This is a genomic window from Actinomadura graeca (assembly GCF_019175365.1).
Lineage (GTDB): Bacteria > Actinomycetota > Actinomycetes > Streptosporangiales > Streptosporangiaceae > Spirillospora > Spirillospora graeca.
The window spans coordinates 8,010,005-8,025,645 of the sequence record NZ_CP059572.1 but is presented as its reverse complement, the minus strand read 5'-3'; the positions used below and the strand labels follow the sequence as shown (position 1 = coordinate 8,025,645).

Sequence of the window (15,641 nt, the reverse complement as noted above, 5' to 3'; positions counted from 1 at the left end):
AGGGCGCATGCCGTGACGGCATGCGCCCTGCCCTGTCGATACGTGCCTGCGGGGACCGCCCGGCGTCAGCGGCGCGCGCCGCCCGCCGAGGGCGTCCTCGGGCTGTCTTGCGTCAGGGCGTAGGACTTGCCTCCGAAGGTGAGGATGAAGTTCGAGGGCGTGACGATGGGGAGCTGGTAGCTGAGAGCGACGGTGGCCGTGCCGCCGTTGGGGATGCTGGAGGAGTTCGGGACGGTGAGGGTGCCCCGCTGGAAGTCGCCCTTGAGGCCGCCGACGTTGCTGCCGGAGTGGCCTGCCTGGACCGAGAGCGTCCAGCCGGACTGCTGGGTCATCGTGGCGGGGGCCGAGGTGCCGTAGTCGAACTTGAAGACGGCGCCGCCCGGGATGGTCTGGCCGGAGTTGTTGGTGATCCGCAGCTTGGGCGTGATCGGGTAGTTGTTGTCACCGACCGGGAAGTTGACGAGGTCGAGCTTCACGTTGAGGACGTCGGTGGGCATGGTGTGGTCGGACTTGAGGTTCTGGTACGGGGCGGCGGTCTTGAGCTTGTCGTCGATCAGCGTGGTGAGGGTGTTGCCGATGAAGTACTCGCCCTTGCCGTCGTTGCGCGCCGGGTCCCAGGCGTAGTCGCCCGCGAGCTCCCAGAACATGACGCCGCCGATGCCCTTGTCGACCACCCACTTGAGCTTGGCGGCCACCGACTGGTCGTCCTCGGTGGACAGGAACACCTTCTTGGTGCTGTTCCACAGCCACGGCGAGGCCATCGTGTTGTCGTACTGGCGCGTGTAGGTGCCGGTGAGCCGGTCGTCGGGGTCCTTCTCCGGGTCGAGGCCGTAGGCGCCGATGTAGCTGCCGGGGAGGCCCTTCTCAAGGTTCTTGGCGTGCCACATCGGGTTGCTGCCCGACGCCATTTCCTTGCCCTTGTCGTCCAGGTCGTGCCACAGGTTGTCGAGGCCGATCGCCCCGTTGCCGCACGGCGTCGTGGAGCCCACGTTGCCGCCCGTCCCCGGGGGGCACTGCTTCTGGTCGGGCAGCGCGGCCTTGCCCCACAGCCCGTTCGTGCCGCCGGTGACGCCCTGCCATCCGCGGGTGTAGAAGGGCAGGCCGATATTGATGCGACCGGCCTGCATCGCGCCACGGAAGTAGTGGTACGCCCAGTCGGTGTTCAGATATCCCATTCCGTAGGTGCTGTAGACGGCACCGTCGACCTGCTCGTTGTCCTTGCCGTCGTCGAAGAGCGCGGCATTGGGGCCGACGAAGTGGTTCCAGGAACCGTGCAGGTCGTAGGTCATGATGTTGGCGTAGTCCAGGTACGGGACGACCTGGTAGCTGTCGTGCCCGCGCAGGATCCAGCCGGACGCCGAGACGGCCGCGGTCAGCATGTAGTACTTGCCGTCGGCGGCGCTCGCGGCGTCCAGCTTCTCGCGCAGGGTCTTCATCAGCGACACGTAACCGGCCATCAGCTTGGCGCGCCGCGCGTTCGAGAACGTGAAGTCGTCGGGGTGCCCGGCGAACTTCATCGAGGTGGCGTACTCGTAGTCGATGTCCGCGCCGTCGAACCCGTACTGGCGGAGGAACGAGACGACCGAGTCGGCGAAGGTGTTGATGGTCGACTGGTTGTCGGTCATCGTGTAGAAGCCGCCGGAGGCGACGCGCTTGCCGCTGTCGTCGATGTAGCCGCCGGACTCCGCCCAGCCGCCGATCGAGATCAGCGACTTGACGTTCGGGTGCTGCTTCTTGAACTTGTTGAGCAGGTTGAAGTGGCCCTTGTACTTATAGGCCGGGTCCATCTCCGCGCCCTTGACGTTCGGCCACTCCATCCCGATCGCCGGGTTGCCGGGAGAGTCGCCGCCGACCGAGACCTTGTTCTGGCCGTCGATGTGCGCGAACGCGTAGTTGATGTGGGTCAGCTTCTCCCACGGGATGTCGCTGGCGAGGTAGCGCGGGGTGTTGTTCTTCCCGTCCCGCCATCCGGTGAAGTAGCCGATGGAGCGGCGCGGGTGGCCGGTGCCCATCTTCTCCCGGCCGTCGTTGTCGTAGACCGAGCAGTAGGGCGGCGTGACGCCCGGCGTCTGGTAGAGCCCGTCGGGGCGGCAGTCGGCGGCGCTGGACGGGGCCGTCGTGGCCCCCGTGGGGGCGGTCACGGCCATGGAGAGGCCGAGCATCAGGAGGAGCGCGGTACATCCAGTGAGGATCATCCGGAGTGGAGAGCGGCTTGTGGCCACAGCAATCCGGTCCCTTCTATTAGGAAACTATACTAATTATTCGGACCATAACCGCACTTCAACCGGTGGGCAAGAACTGAAATTTCACCGACGTTGTCCACAATGGATCGATCCAGCCAGAAATCCGCCCGCTGAAAACACCACCGCGGAAGCGTGGTCTCGGACGCGACCCTGACGGGGTCGCCGCCACTGCCAGAGGGGCCCGGCGGGGACGCAGGCGCGGGTCCGGGCCGTATGCGCCCCCGGATCCACTGTGCGGCGAGCGCCGCCTGTGACAGCTGTTTCGACAGGGCCGTGACGCTTCGGCCCGCCATGGATACGGACGGCACCGCGCGGTTGCGGCGTCAGCCGGACCCGTCGTCGTCCAGGAGCACCTGCGCCCGCTCCATGAGGAGTTCGAGCAGCGCGAGGGTGGCGGCCCTGCCGCCGAACGCCTCGGGGAGCCGGCCGGCGGGCGGGGTGGGCGGCTGGGGCGGCAGCGCGGCCCAGGCCACGCAGAAGGTCTCCTTGTTCTCGACCAGGAGCGGCTCGAACTCCTTCTTGTCGATCAGGCCCATCCCCCAGCTGACCACGCGCCCGTACACGTCGTCCGACACGATCAGCGCCAGGTCGCCCTGCTCGAAGCGCGCACGCAGGATGGGCGCGTCGAGCAGCCGGAACAGCATGTTGAGATCGGGTCCGACCACCCCGTGCTCGTCGTGCACGATCTCGCCGTGATGCACCGCCATCCGCAGGCGCAGGCGATGGTCGGCGGGCAGGGTCTTGTTGACCCGGCCGAGGCCGCCGCGGACCAGGGGCGCGAGCGGGTCGACCAGGCTGTGGACGCTGTAGCCGGGAGGCGCCAGCAGATACAGCCCGTCGCCCCGGTCCTCGCGCTCGCAGTCCGCCCACGACATCTGCGCGGCCTCGGCCGCGCCCCGCACCACGTCGTACATGCAGCGGCGCATGTGCCGCATCACATGGGGATCGCCGGTGTCCCCGAAACCGCATATGTCGAACGCGACCATCGCGCGGTATTGGGGCGGTTCCGCGGGAACCGCCGGGCGGGCGGTGCTCCGTTTGATCGGGTCGTGAGGAGTTTCGATCGAACTCACCTTTTCCCGTGCAGTGCCTGACGTCCGGATGGTGCCGCGCCAATGCTGCCACACCCAAACGGTCATGGTGCCCTATTACGAGAGGATCGGAATTACGCCCCCGAGAACCGGATATGCAGGTCAGCAGCCCGTCAAACACATCTTCTGCGTCCCATGACACACCAGAACAAGGCACACAGGCACACCGGGCCCTCAGACCGGCGTCAATCAGAAAGGGTATTTCTCAACAGAAACATATATGTACTGGTAAGTCCCATATTTCGGCCATAGTGTCGCAATCAGCGGGCGGGGACGCCCTGCCGGCGCCGCGCCGGGGGCCTCGTGCCGCGCGCCGTGAGCGCCAGCGCGGCGACGGTCATCACCGACAGGAGGGCCCAGGCCGGGGCGAAGCCGTGGGTGACGTCCCGGAGCAGGCCGAGCACCGGCGGCACCAGGACGATGGCGACCTGGGTGACGGCCATGACCAGGCCGAGAACGGAGCCCGTTCTGCCCGGCGGCGCCGATTCGGCGACGTGCGCGACCCATGGGCCGTACCAGCCGATCCCGAAGAAGCCGAGCCAGAGGAACAGCGGGCAGGCCGCCGCAGGCGCGTGCCCGAGGGGCGTCGTCAGCGCGGCCGTCCCCGCGGTCGTCGCGACCATGCAGGTCATGACGGTGCCGTGGCGTCCGAACCTGCTGCGGTCGCTCCAGGCCGCCAGGCAGATCCGTCCCGCGACACCCGCGCCCTGGGCCGCCACGAGCACGAGGGCCGCGGCGCCCGCCCCGAGCGAAGCCGTCTCGTGGAGGTGCAGCACGGTCAGGACGTTGATGCCGCAGTGCACCGAGACGAGGGCGGTCCCCGACAGCACGATCTTCACGATGGCCGGTTCACGGAGCGTTCGCAGGCCGGAGGCGAGCCGCTCCCCTGCCCGCGCGTCGTCACCGGCGCCCGCCGGGAGATCGCTTGCGGAGGGCGGCGGGCGATGGAGGCAGAGGAAGACGGCCGCGCCGAGGAGGGCGGCGGCGCCTCCGGCCACGAACGTCGCCCTCCACCCGGCGGACGCCGCGAGGAGGGGCAGAAGGGCCGCGGCGAGGACACCGCCCAGCGGCACGCCCGCCTGGCGGATGCCCATCGCCAGCCCCCGCTGTGAGCCGGCGAACCAGGACGCCACCGATTTGCTCCCACCCGGCTGGACGGTGCTGTATCCCGCGCCGACGATCAGCAGGACGCCGAGCAGCGGCACATACCCGGGGGCGAGGCTTCCCAGCCCCAGGCTCAGGGCGACCACGAAGGTGCCCGTGCCGACGACCCACCGTTCGCTGTAGCGGTCGAGGAGTTCCCCGGCCACCAGCAGCCCGGCCAAAGGGACGATCTGCGTCGCCGAGAGCAGGAAGCCGAGCTGGGCCGTGCTCAGGTCCAGGCCGCGTTGCAGGTGGATGCCCATCGCCCCGATGCCCTGCACGAAGAAGCCGGACGCGGCCTGGGTGAAGGTGGCGGCGCCGAGGATCGTCCACCGGTACCGGTCCGCGCGGTGGGGTCCGCCGGACGGCGCGCGGCCTCCCGCCCGGTGCGGCCGGACGTCCGTCATGGGCGCCAGCAGAGCGCCGGGTCGGGATGGTCGAAGAAGCCGAGTTCCCGGTAGAGCGGTTCTCCCCCGTGCGAGGCGTACAGGTCGACCCGGGCGGCTCCGCCGGCGCGGAACCAGTCGAGCAGGCTCCGCATGATCGCGCGGCTGTGACCGCGCCGCCGGTACGCCGGATCGGTCACGACCCCGATCACGTGCCCGACCCGCCCGTTGCGCGAGTGCGGGCCGGGGAACCACTGCTCGATGGTGCCGATGCCGCAGGCGGCCAGGCCGTCGTCGCCGTCCACCACGAGGATGCGCGCGTCGTCGGCCGCCAGCTTCTCCTTCAGGACGACGGCGAGCGCGGCCCGCCAGTCGTCGCCCGCCGACGAGGGGTTGAAGAAGTCGCCGCCGAGGGTCTCGAACAGCAGTGCGCGCAGGCGCACGAGCTCCGGGACGTCGTCCTCCACGGCCTGTCGTACTCGGGTGTGGTGCGTCATGCGGGCCAGCCTGGTGTAATGGGCTTATGCACCTCAACCCTTACGGCGAGGACGCCGTGAACCTCGCCGCGGACCTGGCCAACCGGCGGCCGGGGGACGCCGCGGAGCTCGCGGACCGGTGCCGCACCGCCGGGCTCGTCCTGGAGCGCCCGGTCACGCCGGGCGACCTGGAGCTGACCCTGGCCGTCCTCGACGCGTGGGAGAAGGTCGTCGACGCCGGGGACGATCAGGAGCGGGCCGGGCTGCTCAACCGGATGCTGGCGGCGGCGTCGGCCTATCCGCGGCTGACCGACCACACGGGCGGCGGCTGGCATCTGCACTACCGCGGCGACCGGCAGCCGCTCGGCCCGGTGCTGTCCTCCCTCATCTCCGTGGGCACGGCGCTGCACCTGGCCGGACGGGGCATGCACCGGCTCCGGCGCTGCGCCGTGGACGAGTGCACCATGATCTTCGCCGACACCACGCGGACGGGACGGCAGCGCTACTGCTCCCATCCGTGCGCCAACCGCGACGCGGTGCGCCGGCACCGCGCGCGCACCAGGGACACCGGTCGCGCCGCGCGGTCACGGGCACTCCCCGCCGACTCCGGTCACCAGCAGCAGCCCTGACCGCCGTTCCATCCGGGCCTCTCGCGCAGATACAGCGTGTCTACGGCGCCGGGCGGGCGAGACGGGAAGGTGTGGCCTCCACCGTGCTCCGCGGTGCACGGTGGAGGCCACGCGGACGCGGCCGCCGACGTGGACGGCCGCGCTAGGCGCGGGCCGGGTCGGCCGACCAGACCGGGGCGCCGTCAGGACGGTAGATCACCACGTTCGCGTCGTCCTGGACGACGAGGTGGGAGCCCGGGTGCCCCCGGGTCCCGGAACGCCACACGACGGCGCCGCCGGGACGGTAGACGACCAGGTCGCCGTCGCGTTGCATGACGCAGACGCCCGGCGTGCCGCCGGCGGTGCCCGAGGACCACAAGGGGCCGTCCTCCCCGGAGAGGACGAGGTCCCCGTCTTCCCGGAACCCGAACGTGCAGCTGCCATCGGGGGACGCGATCGACTGCCCGGGCAGCAGCACCTCGTCGGGCCGCATCTCGCGGCCCTCCGCCTGGGGGCCGGTGAGGTGGGCGAACTCCAGCACGCGCGTGCAGTCCTCGCCGCGGCAGCCCGTGTCCGGGCAGACGAGGGAGACGTTGCAGTCGCCCTGTCTCTTGAAGTCGTTCTCGCCGCGCACCAGGATGCCCTCGACCTGGTGGGTGACCGAGTTGAACACCGGCGACCCCGAATTGCCGCCGTAGGTGTCGAGGTTGGCGACGAAGAAGGCCGCCGGAGTGTTGTCGCGCACCCGCGACCCCGCGGCGAACTTGGCCGGCAGGCCGTTGGGGTGCCCGATGACCTGGACCCGGGTCCGGTCGGCGATCCTCCCCGTGCGGCGCAGCGAGACGGTGCGGTGGTCGGGCACCCGCCGGTCGAGCCGCACCAGCGCCCAGTCCGGCCCGTCCTCCACGTTCCGCATCCCGATCAGCGCGGCGCCGCTGTAGATCTGGTCGTTGGGGATCACGGTGGCGGCCGTCTCGCGGTCCCGCATCCTGAACCCGAAGACGAAGCGCAGGTTGGTCACGTCGTTGACGACGGCCGTGCAGTGGCCGGCGGTGGCGATGACGTCCCGGGCGACCAGGAAGCCCGAGCAGAACGCCCCGATGGGCTGGTCGCGGAACGGCTCGCCGGCGCACAGCCGGTAGCGCGAGCCGTACTCCTCGGTGAACAGCGTGGACGTGCCGTCGCCGTTGTCGGTGATGTCGATGCCCTGGAAGATCGCGACGACGCTGTCGGCGTCCGCGAGGTCGGCCGGGTTCCTGACCTGGAAGATGTCGAGCCGGTCGTCCACCCCGTAGATGACCTTCTGCTTCTCCCGGAGAACCTTGATGAGGGAGGCGTCGTCGACGCCGTCCAGCCATGCGGCCGATGACGCCGCCACGGCCCCCTTCTCCCGCGCCTCCCGCCTTTCCAGTTCCTCTTTCAGCTCGTCGATCGACATGTCCTGCAGTCGTGTCGCATCGGTCATGAACCGTGCCCCCGTTCCCGAATGCGCGGCGGCCGCCCCCGGCCGTCTCGCCCATGGAGCCGCGGCCTTCACCGCCACGGCCCTCCAGCTTCTGAGTCAGGACCTTCTGTGACGGATCCCGACCACCCCTGTCAGAAAGACAAACGGTGCAGGCGTGTTCCCAGTGGCCCGATAGGCGTCTTCCGGCCGGGAATGGCCAGTGCACCGCTCCAAGGCACGTGGAAGACAATCCGGGCGCTATTCTGCGCCCCCGTCACTCCGGCCCCCCGGCCGGCGGAGCGGTCAGAGCTGGTCGTCGTCGACCGCGAAACGGCGCGGGGCCGTCTCCGACCGCGATCCCGCGTCAACGGCGGGCCGCCGGTCCACGACGGTGATCCCCGGCCGGCCCGCCTCGACCTGGAAGCGGGCCGCGGTGGCGGCCGTCGTCCCGTCGGGCCTCCATACCGAATCGACGGTCCGGAGCGAGGCCAGGAGCCGGTCCGGTCCCACGTCGCAGACGACGTACCCGCGCTGGTTGCCGATGTACTTCCAGTGCGGGCTCTCCGCCATGATCGGGTCGAAGGTGCGGTGGAAGGAGACGGGGTCGGCGTCGCCGCCCGAGCTGACCGACGTCCCGGTGATCTCCGCGCCCACCACCGGGGACGCCGGGTCGTCGAAGTCCGGCCGCAGATCGCACACCCAGGTGGCGTGCCGGTCGCCGGTGAGGACCACCGGGTTGGAGACGAGGCCGGACCCGAAGAACTCCAGCATCCGGCGGCGCTGCACCCGGTAGCCGTCCCAGTTGTCGAAGTCGAAGACCTGCTCGGGCCCCGCCTTGCGGTCGTTGGACGCCCACATCACCTGGTTGGCCAGCAGGTTCCAGCGGGCTCCCGAGCGGGCCAGGCCCCCGGTCAGCCACCTCTCCTGTTCGGTGCCGGTCATCGTGCGGCGCGGGTCCCCGGCCTCGGCGAGGGTGTCCGGCTGGTCGCTGCGGTACTGCCGGGTGTCGAGGACGTGCACGGCGGCGAGCCGGCCGAAGCCGAGGCGGCGGTGCAGCCGCATGCCGATGCCGTGCGGGACGGCGGGCCGGCGCAGCGGCATGTGCTCGTAGTAGGCCTGGAACGCCGCGGCCCGGCGCGCGAGGAACTTCTCGCGCGGCTGCCGGTCGGGGTCCTGCGGGATCTCGTCGGCCCAGTTGTTGTCGACCTCGTGGTCGTCCCAGGTCACGATCCAGGGGAACGCGGCGTGCGCCGCCTGCAGCGCGGGGTCGGTCTTGTACTGCGCGTGCCGGTTGCGGTACTCGACCAGCGTGTACGGCTCGCCGGTGCCCTCATGGGCGCGGACGGTGTCGGTCCGCGGGACCGTCTCGTAGATGTAGTCGCCGAGGAAGGCGACGAACGCCAGGTCCTCCTGCGCCAGGTGGTGGTAGGCGGTGAAGTAGCCGTCCTGCCAGTTGTGACAGCTCGCGAAGGCGAACCGCAGCCGCCGGTTGCCGGCCCCGGGCCGGGGGGCCGTGCGGGCGCGGCCGACCGGCGAGATCTCCGGGCCGGCCCGGAACCGGTAGAAGTACTCGCGGTCCGGCCGCAGGCCGCCGGCCTCGACGTGCACCGCGTGCCCGTGCTCGGGCCGCGCGGTCGCGACACCCGCCGCCCGGATCTGGCGGAACCGCTCGTCGTCGGCGATCTGCCAGGCCACCGGCACCGCGCGGTCGGGCATGCCCCCGCCGTCGACGGGCCGCGGCGCCAGCCGCGTCCACAGCACGAACCCGCCGGGCGACGGGTCGCCGGACGCCACGCCGAGGGTGAAGAGGCCGGCCGGCACCGGGGCGCCTCCGTGGGCGCGGACCGCGGCGACGGCGCCGTCCGGCCCGAGCAGGACCGGGCCGAGGAGCACCTGGCCCGCCGTGACGAACGAGGCGGCTCCGCCCGTGGCGAGGAACCGGCGGCGGGGGATCCCGACGGACATACATCCTCCAGAGGTCGCCTCAGGAGGATGACCGGGCACCGTGAACAAGAACAAGGGCACAAACCGACACAAAGTCAACAAGGACACGAACATCATCCGGACGCGGCGGCTGGACCGGCCCGGGCCGTTCGGGAAGTGTGGGGGGTCGTCCCCCCGCAGGTGACGGGCCCGGTCCCAGAAACTCCGGAGGCCGTGTCGATCCGCCTCGTTCCCGTTCGACCTGGGGATGAGAGGCTCCGAGACAGGGGCCCGGACGATCGAGGAGACGAGACCATGAAGTACATGCTGATCATGCGCGCGAGCGACGAGGCCTACGCGGGGATGGCCGAGGTCGACTTCACCGAGATGATCGAGACCATGGGGCGGTACAACGACGAGATGATCCGGGCCGGGGTGCTGGTCGCCTCGGAGGGGCTCGACGACGCCGCCGAGGGCGTGGTCGTGGACTACTCCGCCGAGCCGCCCGTGGTCACCGACGGCCCGTACGGCGAGACCAAGGAGCTGTTCGGCGGGTTCTACATCCTCAACGTGGCGTCGAAGGAGGAGGCCGTCGAGTGGGCGAAGCGCTCGCCCGTCACCGGCGCGGGCTTCAAGACCGAGATCCGCCGTGTCACCTCGATCGACGAGTTCCCGCAGGACAACGAGTGGATCCAGAAGGAGCGGGCGTGGCGCGAGGCCACCGGGCAGCTCTGAGCGGGCGGGACGGCGGGCAGGGCGGCGGACATGACCGATTCCACGGGCCGTGAGGCCGTCGCCGCCGTCTGGCGGATCGAGTCCGCGCGGATCGTCGGCGCGCTCGCGCGGTACACCGGCGACTTCGCGCTGGCCGAGGACCTCGCGCAGGAGGCGCTGGCCGAGGCGCTGGTGAGCTGGCCGCGCGACGGCGTCCCCCGCACGCCCGCGGGATGGCTCCTCACCGTCGGCCGGCGCCGCGCGATCGACGCGTTCCGGCGGCGTTCCGCCCGTGACGAGAGGTACGCCGCCCTCGCCCACGGCCTGGGCGAGGGCGGCGCCGTCACGGGGAGGCCGCCCGGCGCGTCCCGGGACGAGGACGTGCTGTGGGATCCGGACCAGATCGACGACGACGTGCTGGCGCTGATGTTCATCTCCTGCCATCCCGTGGTCGCGCGGGAGGCGAGGGTGGCGCTCACGCTGCGGGTGGTCGGCGGGCTGACGAGCGATGAGATCGCCCAGGCGTTCCTCGTCCCCACCGCCACCGTGCAGGCCCGGATCACGCGGGCGAAGAAGACCCTCGGCGCGGCCCGGGTGCCGTTCGGGGTGCCGCCCGCCGGGGAGCGGGCCGGGCGGCTCGGCTCGGTGCTCAGCGTCATCTACCTGATCTTCACCGAGGGCTCCTCGGCCAGCTCCGGCGGCGATCTGATCCGCCTCGACCTGGCGGGCGAGGCGCAGCGCCTCGCCCGGGTGCTGGCCCGGCTGATGCCGGACGAGCCCGAGGTGCACGGGCTGCTGGCGCTGCTGGAGCTGACCGCCGCGCGCTTCCCCGCCCGGGTGGGGCCGGACGGGGAGCCGGTGCTGCTGGAGCGGCAGGACCGCCGCCGCTGGGACCGCGCGTCGATCCGCCGGGGGCGCGCCGCCCTCGCCGCCGCGGAGCGGCTCGGACGCGGGCTCGGCGCCTACGGCCTGCAAGCGGCGATCGCCGAATGCCACGCGGTCGCCCCGTCGGTCGGCGCGACGGACTGGGAGCGGATCGTGCTGCTCTACGAGGCCCTCGGCCGCCTCGCGCCGTCGCCGGTCGTCGATCTGAACCGGGCGGTGGCCGTCTCGATGGCCCGGGGACCGGCGGAGGCGCTGCCGATCGTGGACCGGCTGGCGGCCGCCGGGGCGCTGGCGAGCTCGCATCACCTGCCGAGCGTCCGCGGGGAGCTGCTCACACGCCTGGGACGCGACGGGGAGGCCCGCACCGAACTGGAGGCGGCCGTGCGGCTGTGCGGCAACGAGCGTGAGCGGGCCGTCCTGGAGCGCAAGCTCGCCGCACTCGGCTGACCGGCGGGGCGCGCGGGCGTCCCCTGCCGGTGACCCAAGGTGGCCAGCGGCGAACGGGGAGTCGGAGGCGGGCGTCCCAGTTCCGACGCCCCCCGCCCCGGACTCGCGCGGGAGTGGGCATGTTCCTTTCCAGCAGGCTGGCGCCGCTGCTTCTGCTGCCACTGAGCGGATGCTCCTTCGTCGGGGGCGCGACCTACCAGCCTCCGGTCCTGCCCCTGGTGTTCAGCATCGACCAGGACGGGAGGTTCGCCGCGAAGCTGGTCGGCGGCGTCACGACGCCGCTCGGGCGGTTCGCGATCGAGGGCGGCCTCAAGGAGGCCGGCGACGACGAGATGGTGATCGGGATCTCGCGGGACGGGGACCTCGGCGAGCAGCGGTTCCTGCTCAAGGGGCGCGCCAGGGTGGCCGTCTGCTCGGACGGCCCGTCCATCACCTACGTGACGGCCGGCGCGGTGCGTGTGAACGTGCGGCGGACCGCGACCACGGTGCGCGTGGTGCGGGCGGACCGGGTCATGGCGGACTGCGCGGGGGGCACGCCCGCGGCGGCGGTGCCGGGCGGAGGAGGCCGGAGCATTCCGCGGGAGCCGGTGGCCGGGGGGCGGCTGGACCCCGCCGAGACCGCGACCGTGATGGTCGCGCTCGGGGGCGGCGTCCACCGCATGGCGCTCGCGGACACCCCGCGGAAGACCTCGCTGGGAATGATCGGCTGGACGCGCGCCGACCTGGGTGGACGCGCCGGGATGCTGTACCGGTACCCCGCGCCCGGCTACGGATCGCACGTCATCGGGGGCTACACCTTCACCACGGACCTGCTGTTCTTCGACGCCGGCGGGCGGCTCATCCGCGGGTTCACGGGGCAGCCGTGCCCGCTCGGGTCGCCGTCGTGCCAGCGGTACGACCCGGGATTCCCGTTCTCCTACGTCATCGAGGCGCCCAACGGGAACCTGCCCATCCTGCCGCTGGGAAGCCTGCTGCGGTTCTAGGCCGCGCGCCCGCCGGCGCGTCCCCCGCCACGGCATGCGGCCGGGGAGCTGGGAGCGCCGCGCCCGGGAAGGGCGCCCGCCCGGCGGCGACTGGACCGGTTCAATGGCACGCCGCGCAACACAGATGATCACCGCGGCGGGCCGCCCGGCACGGCCGCGCGCCCGGGCCATTCGACGCCAACTTTGTACAATGTGGAAATACGAATAGCGCTATTCATCCAGGTCGCGGCGCTCCGCGTCCGGCACGCCTTGGATTATGTCGTATTATTGGACGCATGCTCCGGCGTCCGTTTCCCCCGTGTGCGCCGTGGTCGGAACGGTCCGACCCGGACGGCACGTGAATTGCGGGGCCGATAGGCGTGGAGAGTGATCGTCCATGAGGGCCGACGCGGCACTGGAACAGCGGTCGAACGCCGTGCGGGTGATCATCGCCAGTGACAATCCGGTGGTGCGGATCGGCCTGCACGCGCTGCTGCGGTCGGCGCCGATGGTGGACGTCGTCGGCAACGGGGCGATCGGCGACTCCATGGGCGAGGTCCGCCGGCAGGAGCCCGACGTGGTGCTGCTGGACTCCTCCCCGCCGTCTCCCGCCAGCATCGGCGCGCTGGCACGCGTCAGAGGCGGCAGCCGCATCATCGTGGTGACCGCGGCGGAGGATCCGTGCCTGCTCGTGCAGGCAGTGCTGGCGGGTGCCTGCTGCTGCCTCGTCTACGGGCACTTCGAGCCGCAGGGCCTCGCGGACGTCGTGCTGGCAGCCGACCGCGGCGAGGCGCACCTGTCGCAGCCCGCCGTGACGGCGCTCGTGCAGTGGATGCACGAGGGCCATCCCTCCCACGAGCAGCACGATCCGGGGCTCACACCGCGCGAGGTCGAGATCCTGGAACTGATCACCGCGGGTCTCACGAACCGGCAGATAGCGCGGCATCTCGTCATCTCCGAGAAGACCGTGAAGAACCATGCCCACCAGATCTATAAGCGTCTGGGAGCCGACGGAAGGGAACACGCCATCACCCGCTGGCGGGAATTGAATTCGGCAGCTGCCGGGGATGGCACCGGACTGACATAAAAGGTGCCACCCGGATGCGGCCACCGGGTAGCCCCTGCACAGGAGAGTCCTAGGACCGGGCCCACGGCAAGATAGGCCCCCGTCCGTCTTTACTTCAAGATCCGCGTACCTCATGCTCTGGTAGCTGAGTTCCAAACCCCCCTATTTCATTACCGACCGCGGATGTGAATCGCTGTGAAATTCTACGAACCGGCCGGGGAGGCATCATGAGAGCCGCCCGCCGTCCCGCTCTCGGCGCACTTTTCGGTGTGCTGACCGCGGCCGCACTCACCGTCTGCCCGCAGGCGTCCGCCAAGGCCGCCGGCCCCCGGATCGACCTCCAGGTGCTGGTCGTCACCAACGGAAGCGCCTCGGTGACCGCCGTCGCCGAGCAGCTGCGCACCGAGGGCGTCCCGTACAAGACCGTCGACCTCCGGCAGAGCAACAGGCCGGTGATCAACGAGGCCTTCCTGTCCGACACGGTCGACGGGACCCCCCGCGCCAAGTACCAGGCCGTGGTGCTGCCCAACGCGGTGCCGTTCGAGAACGCCGCCGAGGCGACCGCGCTCGCCGCGTACGAGACGAAGTTCGGCATCCGCCAGCTCGACGCCTACGCCTACCCGGCCGACAACGTCGGGCTCAACGCGCCCAGCTTCTCCGGCCAGCTCGACGGCGCGACGGCCACGGTCTCCCCCGCCGCGCGGGCGGACGCGTTCCGCTACCTCAAGGGTTCGCTGAAGTTCGACGACATCAACCCCACCGCGCAGGAGAGCTACGGCTTCCTCGCGACCCCGCTCCCGGACGACCCCGCCACGGGACGGTCCTTCCAGCCGTACGTGACCGCCACCATCGGCAACGCCACCGGGGTCGCCGCGGGCGTCTACACCCACGACGGCCGCAGCGAGCTGGTCCTGACCTTCTCCGCCAACAGCGACCAGCGGCAGTTCCGGGCGCTCGGCCACGGCCTGATCACCTGGCTCACCAAGGGCGTGCACCTCGGCCACAGCCGCAACTACCTCGGCGTCCACGTCGACGACGTGCTGCTGCCCGACGCCCGCTGGAGCGTCGAGGACAACTGCACCCCCAGCGAGGACTGCCCCAGCGACGTCACCACGCCGCCGATCCGCATGACCCCGGACGACGTGAAGTACGCCGCCGACTGGCAGACGCGGAACCGGCTCGTCCTGGACATGGCGTACAACGCCTTCGGCAGCGACGACGCGATCGCCAAGAACGGCTCCGACCCGCTCACCGACGCGTACCTGGAGGCCAAGGACCGGTTCCGGTGGCTCAACCACACCTACGCGCACGCCTTCCTCGGGTGCGTGCAGAACAACACCGTCAAGCCGTGGCGCTGCAGGGTCGACGAGGACACCGAGGAGATCGAGTACGTCAGCGAGGACGTCATCAAGCAGGAGGTCACCAAGAACCTCGCATGGGCGTCCAACCACAACATCACCCTCGACAAGAGCGAGCTGGTCACCGGTGAGCACTCGGGCCTGCGCATCCTGCCGCAGCAGCCCGACGACAACCCCAACCTCACCGAAGGGCTGTCGGGCACCGGGGTCAAGTGGCTGGCCGGGGACGCCTCCCGCGACAAGGGGCAGCGCGCGATCGGCTCACTGCGCACCGTCCCGCGCCACCCGCTGAGCGTCTTCTTCAACGTCGCCACGCAGGAGGAGGAGGTGGACGAGTACAACTGGATCTACACCAAGCGGGACGACGGCGGCAGCGGCATCTGCGAGGACAACTCCAACACCGTGACGTGCATCGACCCGCTCGACCCCAAGACCGGGTTCGGCTCGTACATCGTCCCGACCGACGCGAGGATCACGCTCTCGCACGTGCTCGCCAACGACCCGCGGCCGCACTACGCGCACCAGTCGAACCTCACCGAGGGACGCATCCTCTACCCGGTGCTGGAGCGGACCCTGTCCGACTACCGCGCCCTGTTCGCCGACAACACCCCGGTCATCTCCGAGTCCATGTCGGTGCTGGGCACCGAGCTCCGCAGGCAGGAGCTGTGGCGCGCGGCCCTGAGCGGCGGCGCGATGGACAAGGGCACGCTGACGGCCTACATCCAGGACGGCAAGGTCACCGTCCGTCCGCCCTCCGGGCTGGACGTGCCGGTCACCGCGCCGGAAGGCACGCGGGAGGGCTCGGGCTCCGACCCGTTCGGCCAGGGCTACGCAGGTGAGCGGTCCGCCTACAAGGCCGGGGAGTTCACGCTGACCCCGCCCGGGAACTGATTTT

Annotated in this window: 12 protein-coding genes; 6 read left to right on the top strand and 6 right to left on the bottom strand. The window is 71.0% G+C overall.

The window, feature by feature from the left end:
* Window positions 1-65: 65 nt before the first annotated feature.
* From AGRA3207_RS35805 to AGRA3207_RS35790, 4 genes are all read right to left on the bottom strand, one after another.
* Window positions 66-2,195 carry a glycosyl hydrolase family 18 protein gene (locus tag AGRA3207_RS35805; protein WP_231331712.1) on the bottom strand — a complete coding sequence of 710 codons (2,130 nt, stop codon included), beginning with the start codon at window positions 2,193-2,195 and terminating at the stop codon, window positions 66-68.
* A gap of 371 nt (window positions 2,196-2,566) precedes the next feature.
* Complete coding sequence (locus AGRA3207_RS35800; RefSeq protein WP_231331710.1) at window positions 2,567-3,229, bottom strand: hypothetical protein; 663 nt, start codon at window positions 3,227-3,229, stop codon at window positions 2,567-2,569.
* 365 nt (window positions 3,230-3,594) lie between these two features.
* Window positions 3,595-4,884: an MFS transporter gene (locus AGRA3207_RS35795; RefSeq protein ID WP_231331709.1), complete on the bottom strand. Its 1,290-nt coding sequence runs from the start codon at window positions 4,882-4,884 to the stop codon at window positions 3,595-3,597.
* Window positions 4,881-5,360, bottom strand: a complete 480-nt coding sequence (locus AGRA3207_RS35790; RefSeq protein WP_231331708.1) for a GNAT family N-acetyltransferase — start codon at window positions 5,358-5,360, stop codon at window positions 4,881-4,883. The genes AGRA3207_RS35795 and AGRA3207_RS35790 overlap by 4 nt, the downstream gene beginning before the upstream one ends.
* A gap of 26 nt (window positions 5,361-5,386) precedes the next feature.
* Between AGRA3207_RS35790 and AGRA3207_RS35785 the strand changes: the two genes are divergently transcribed.
* The gene (locus tag AGRA3207_RS35785) at window positions 5,387-5,968 is read left to right on the top strand and encodes a CGNR zinc finger domain-containing protein (RefSeq protein ID WP_231331707.1); all 582 of its coding nucleotides are present in this window, start codon (window positions 5,387-5,389) and stop codon (window positions 5,966-5,968) included.
* A gap of 142 nt (window positions 5,969-6,110) precedes the next feature.
* Here the strand turns inward: AGRA3207_RS35785 and AGRA3207_RS35780 are convergent, their stop codons facing one another.
* Both AGRA3207_RS35780 and AGRA3207_RS35775 read right to left on the bottom strand, forming a co-directional pair.
* Window positions 6,111-7,412: a trypsin-like peptidase domain-containing protein gene (locus AGRA3207_RS35780; protein WP_231331706.1), complete on the bottom strand. Its 1,302-nt coding sequence runs from the start codon at window positions 7,410-7,412 to the stop codon at window positions 6,111-6,113.
* 282 nt (window positions 7,413-7,694) lie between these two features.
* Entirely contained in the window at window positions 7,695-9,356 is a 1,662-nt protein-coding gene (locus AGRA3207_RS35775; RefSeq protein ID WP_231331705.1) for an alkaline phosphatase D family protein, read from the bottom strand.
* Window positions 9,357-9,629: 273 nt separating this feature from the next.
* Here AGRA3207_RS35775 and AGRA3207_RS35770 point away from each other — a divergent pair, with 273 nt between their 5' ends.
* The 5 genes from AGRA3207_RS35770 (at window position 9,630) to AGRA3207_RS35750 (ending at window position 15,637) form a co-directional block, all read left to right on the top strand.
* A complete protein-coding gene (locus AGRA3207_RS35770; protein WP_231331703.1) occupies window positions 9,630-10,049 on the top strand; it encodes a YciI family protein in 420 nt (139 codons plus the stop codon).
* Window positions 10,050-10,079: 30 nt separating this feature from the next.
* Entirely contained in the window at window positions 10,080-11,360 is a 1,281-nt protein-coding gene (locus tag AGRA3207_RS35765) for an RNA polymerase sigma factor (protein ID WP_231331702.1), read from the top strand.
* A 119-nt stretch (window positions 11,361-11,479) separates the two neighbouring features.
* The gene (locus AGRA3207_RS35760; protein WP_231331701.1) at window positions 11,480-12,343 is read left to right on the top strand and encodes a DUF192 domain-containing protein; all 864 of its coding nucleotides are present in this window, start codon (window positions 11,480-11,482) and stop codon (window positions 12,341-12,343) included.
* A gap of 376 nt (window positions 12,344-12,719) precedes the next feature.
* Window positions 12,720-13,409 carry a LuxR C-terminal-related transcriptional regulator gene (locus AGRA3207_RS35755; RefSeq protein WP_231331700.1) on the top strand — a complete coding sequence of 230 codons (690 nt, stop codon included), beginning with the start codon at window positions 12,720-12,722 and terminating at the stop codon, window positions 13,407-13,409.
* A 206-nt stretch (window positions 13,410-13,615) separates the two neighbouring features.
* Window positions 13,616-15,637 carry a response regulator gene (locus tag AGRA3207_RS35750; RefSeq protein ID WP_231331699.1) on the top strand — a complete coding sequence of 674 codons (2,022 nt, stop codon included), beginning with the start codon at window positions 13,616-13,618 and terminating at the stop codon, window positions 15,635-15,637.
* Window positions 15,638-15,641: the final 4 nt, after the last annotated feature.

Coding starts and splice junctions, on each gene's coding strand:
- AGRA3207_RS35805 (WP_231331712.1), bottom strand. CDS start 2,195: ATGATCCTCACTGGATGTACCGCGCTCCTCCTGATGCTCGGCCTCTCC.
- AGRA3207_RS35800 (WP_231331710.1), bottom strand. CDS start 3,229: ATGGTCGCGTTCGACATATGCGGTTTCGGGGACACCGGCGATCCCCAT.
- AGRA3207_RS35795 (WP_231331709.1), bottom strand. CDS start 4,884: ATGACGGACGTCCGGCCGCACCGGGCGGGAGGCCGCGCGCCGTCCGGC.
- AGRA3207_RS35790 (WP_231331708.1), bottom strand. CDS start 5,360: ATGACGCACCACACCCGAGTACGACAGGCCGTGGAGGACGACGTCCCG.
- AGRA3207_RS35785 (WP_231331707.1), top strand. CDS start 5,387: ATGCACCTCAACCCTTACGGCGAGGACGCCGTGAACCTCGCCGCGGAC.
- AGRA3207_RS35780 (WP_231331706.1), bottom strand. CDS start 7,412: ATGACCGATGCGACACGACTGCAGGACATGTCGATCGACGAGCTGAAA.
- AGRA3207_RS35775 (WP_231331705.1), bottom strand. CDS start 9,356: ATGTCCGTCGGGATCCCCCGCCGCCGGTTCCTCGCCACGGGCGGAGCC.
- AGRA3207_RS35770 (WP_231331703.1), top strand. CDS start 9,630: ATGAAGTACATGCTGATCATGCGCGCGAGCGACGAGGCCTACGCGGGG.
- AGRA3207_RS35765 (WP_231331702.1), top strand. CDS start 10,080: ATGACCGATTCCACGGGCCGTGAGGCCGTCGCCGCCGTCTGGCGGATC.
- AGRA3207_RS35760 (WP_231331701.1), top strand. CDS start 11,480: ATGTTCCTTTCCAGCAGGCTGGCGCCGCTGCTTCTGCTGCCACTGAGC.
- AGRA3207_RS35755 (WP_231331700.1), top strand. CDS start 12,720: ATGAGGGCCGACGCGGCACTGGAACAGCGGTCGAACGCCGTGCGGGTG.
- AGRA3207_RS35750 (WP_231331699.1), top strand. CDS start 13,616: ATGAGAGCCGCCCGCCGTCCCGCTCTCGGCGCACTTTTCGGTGTGCTG.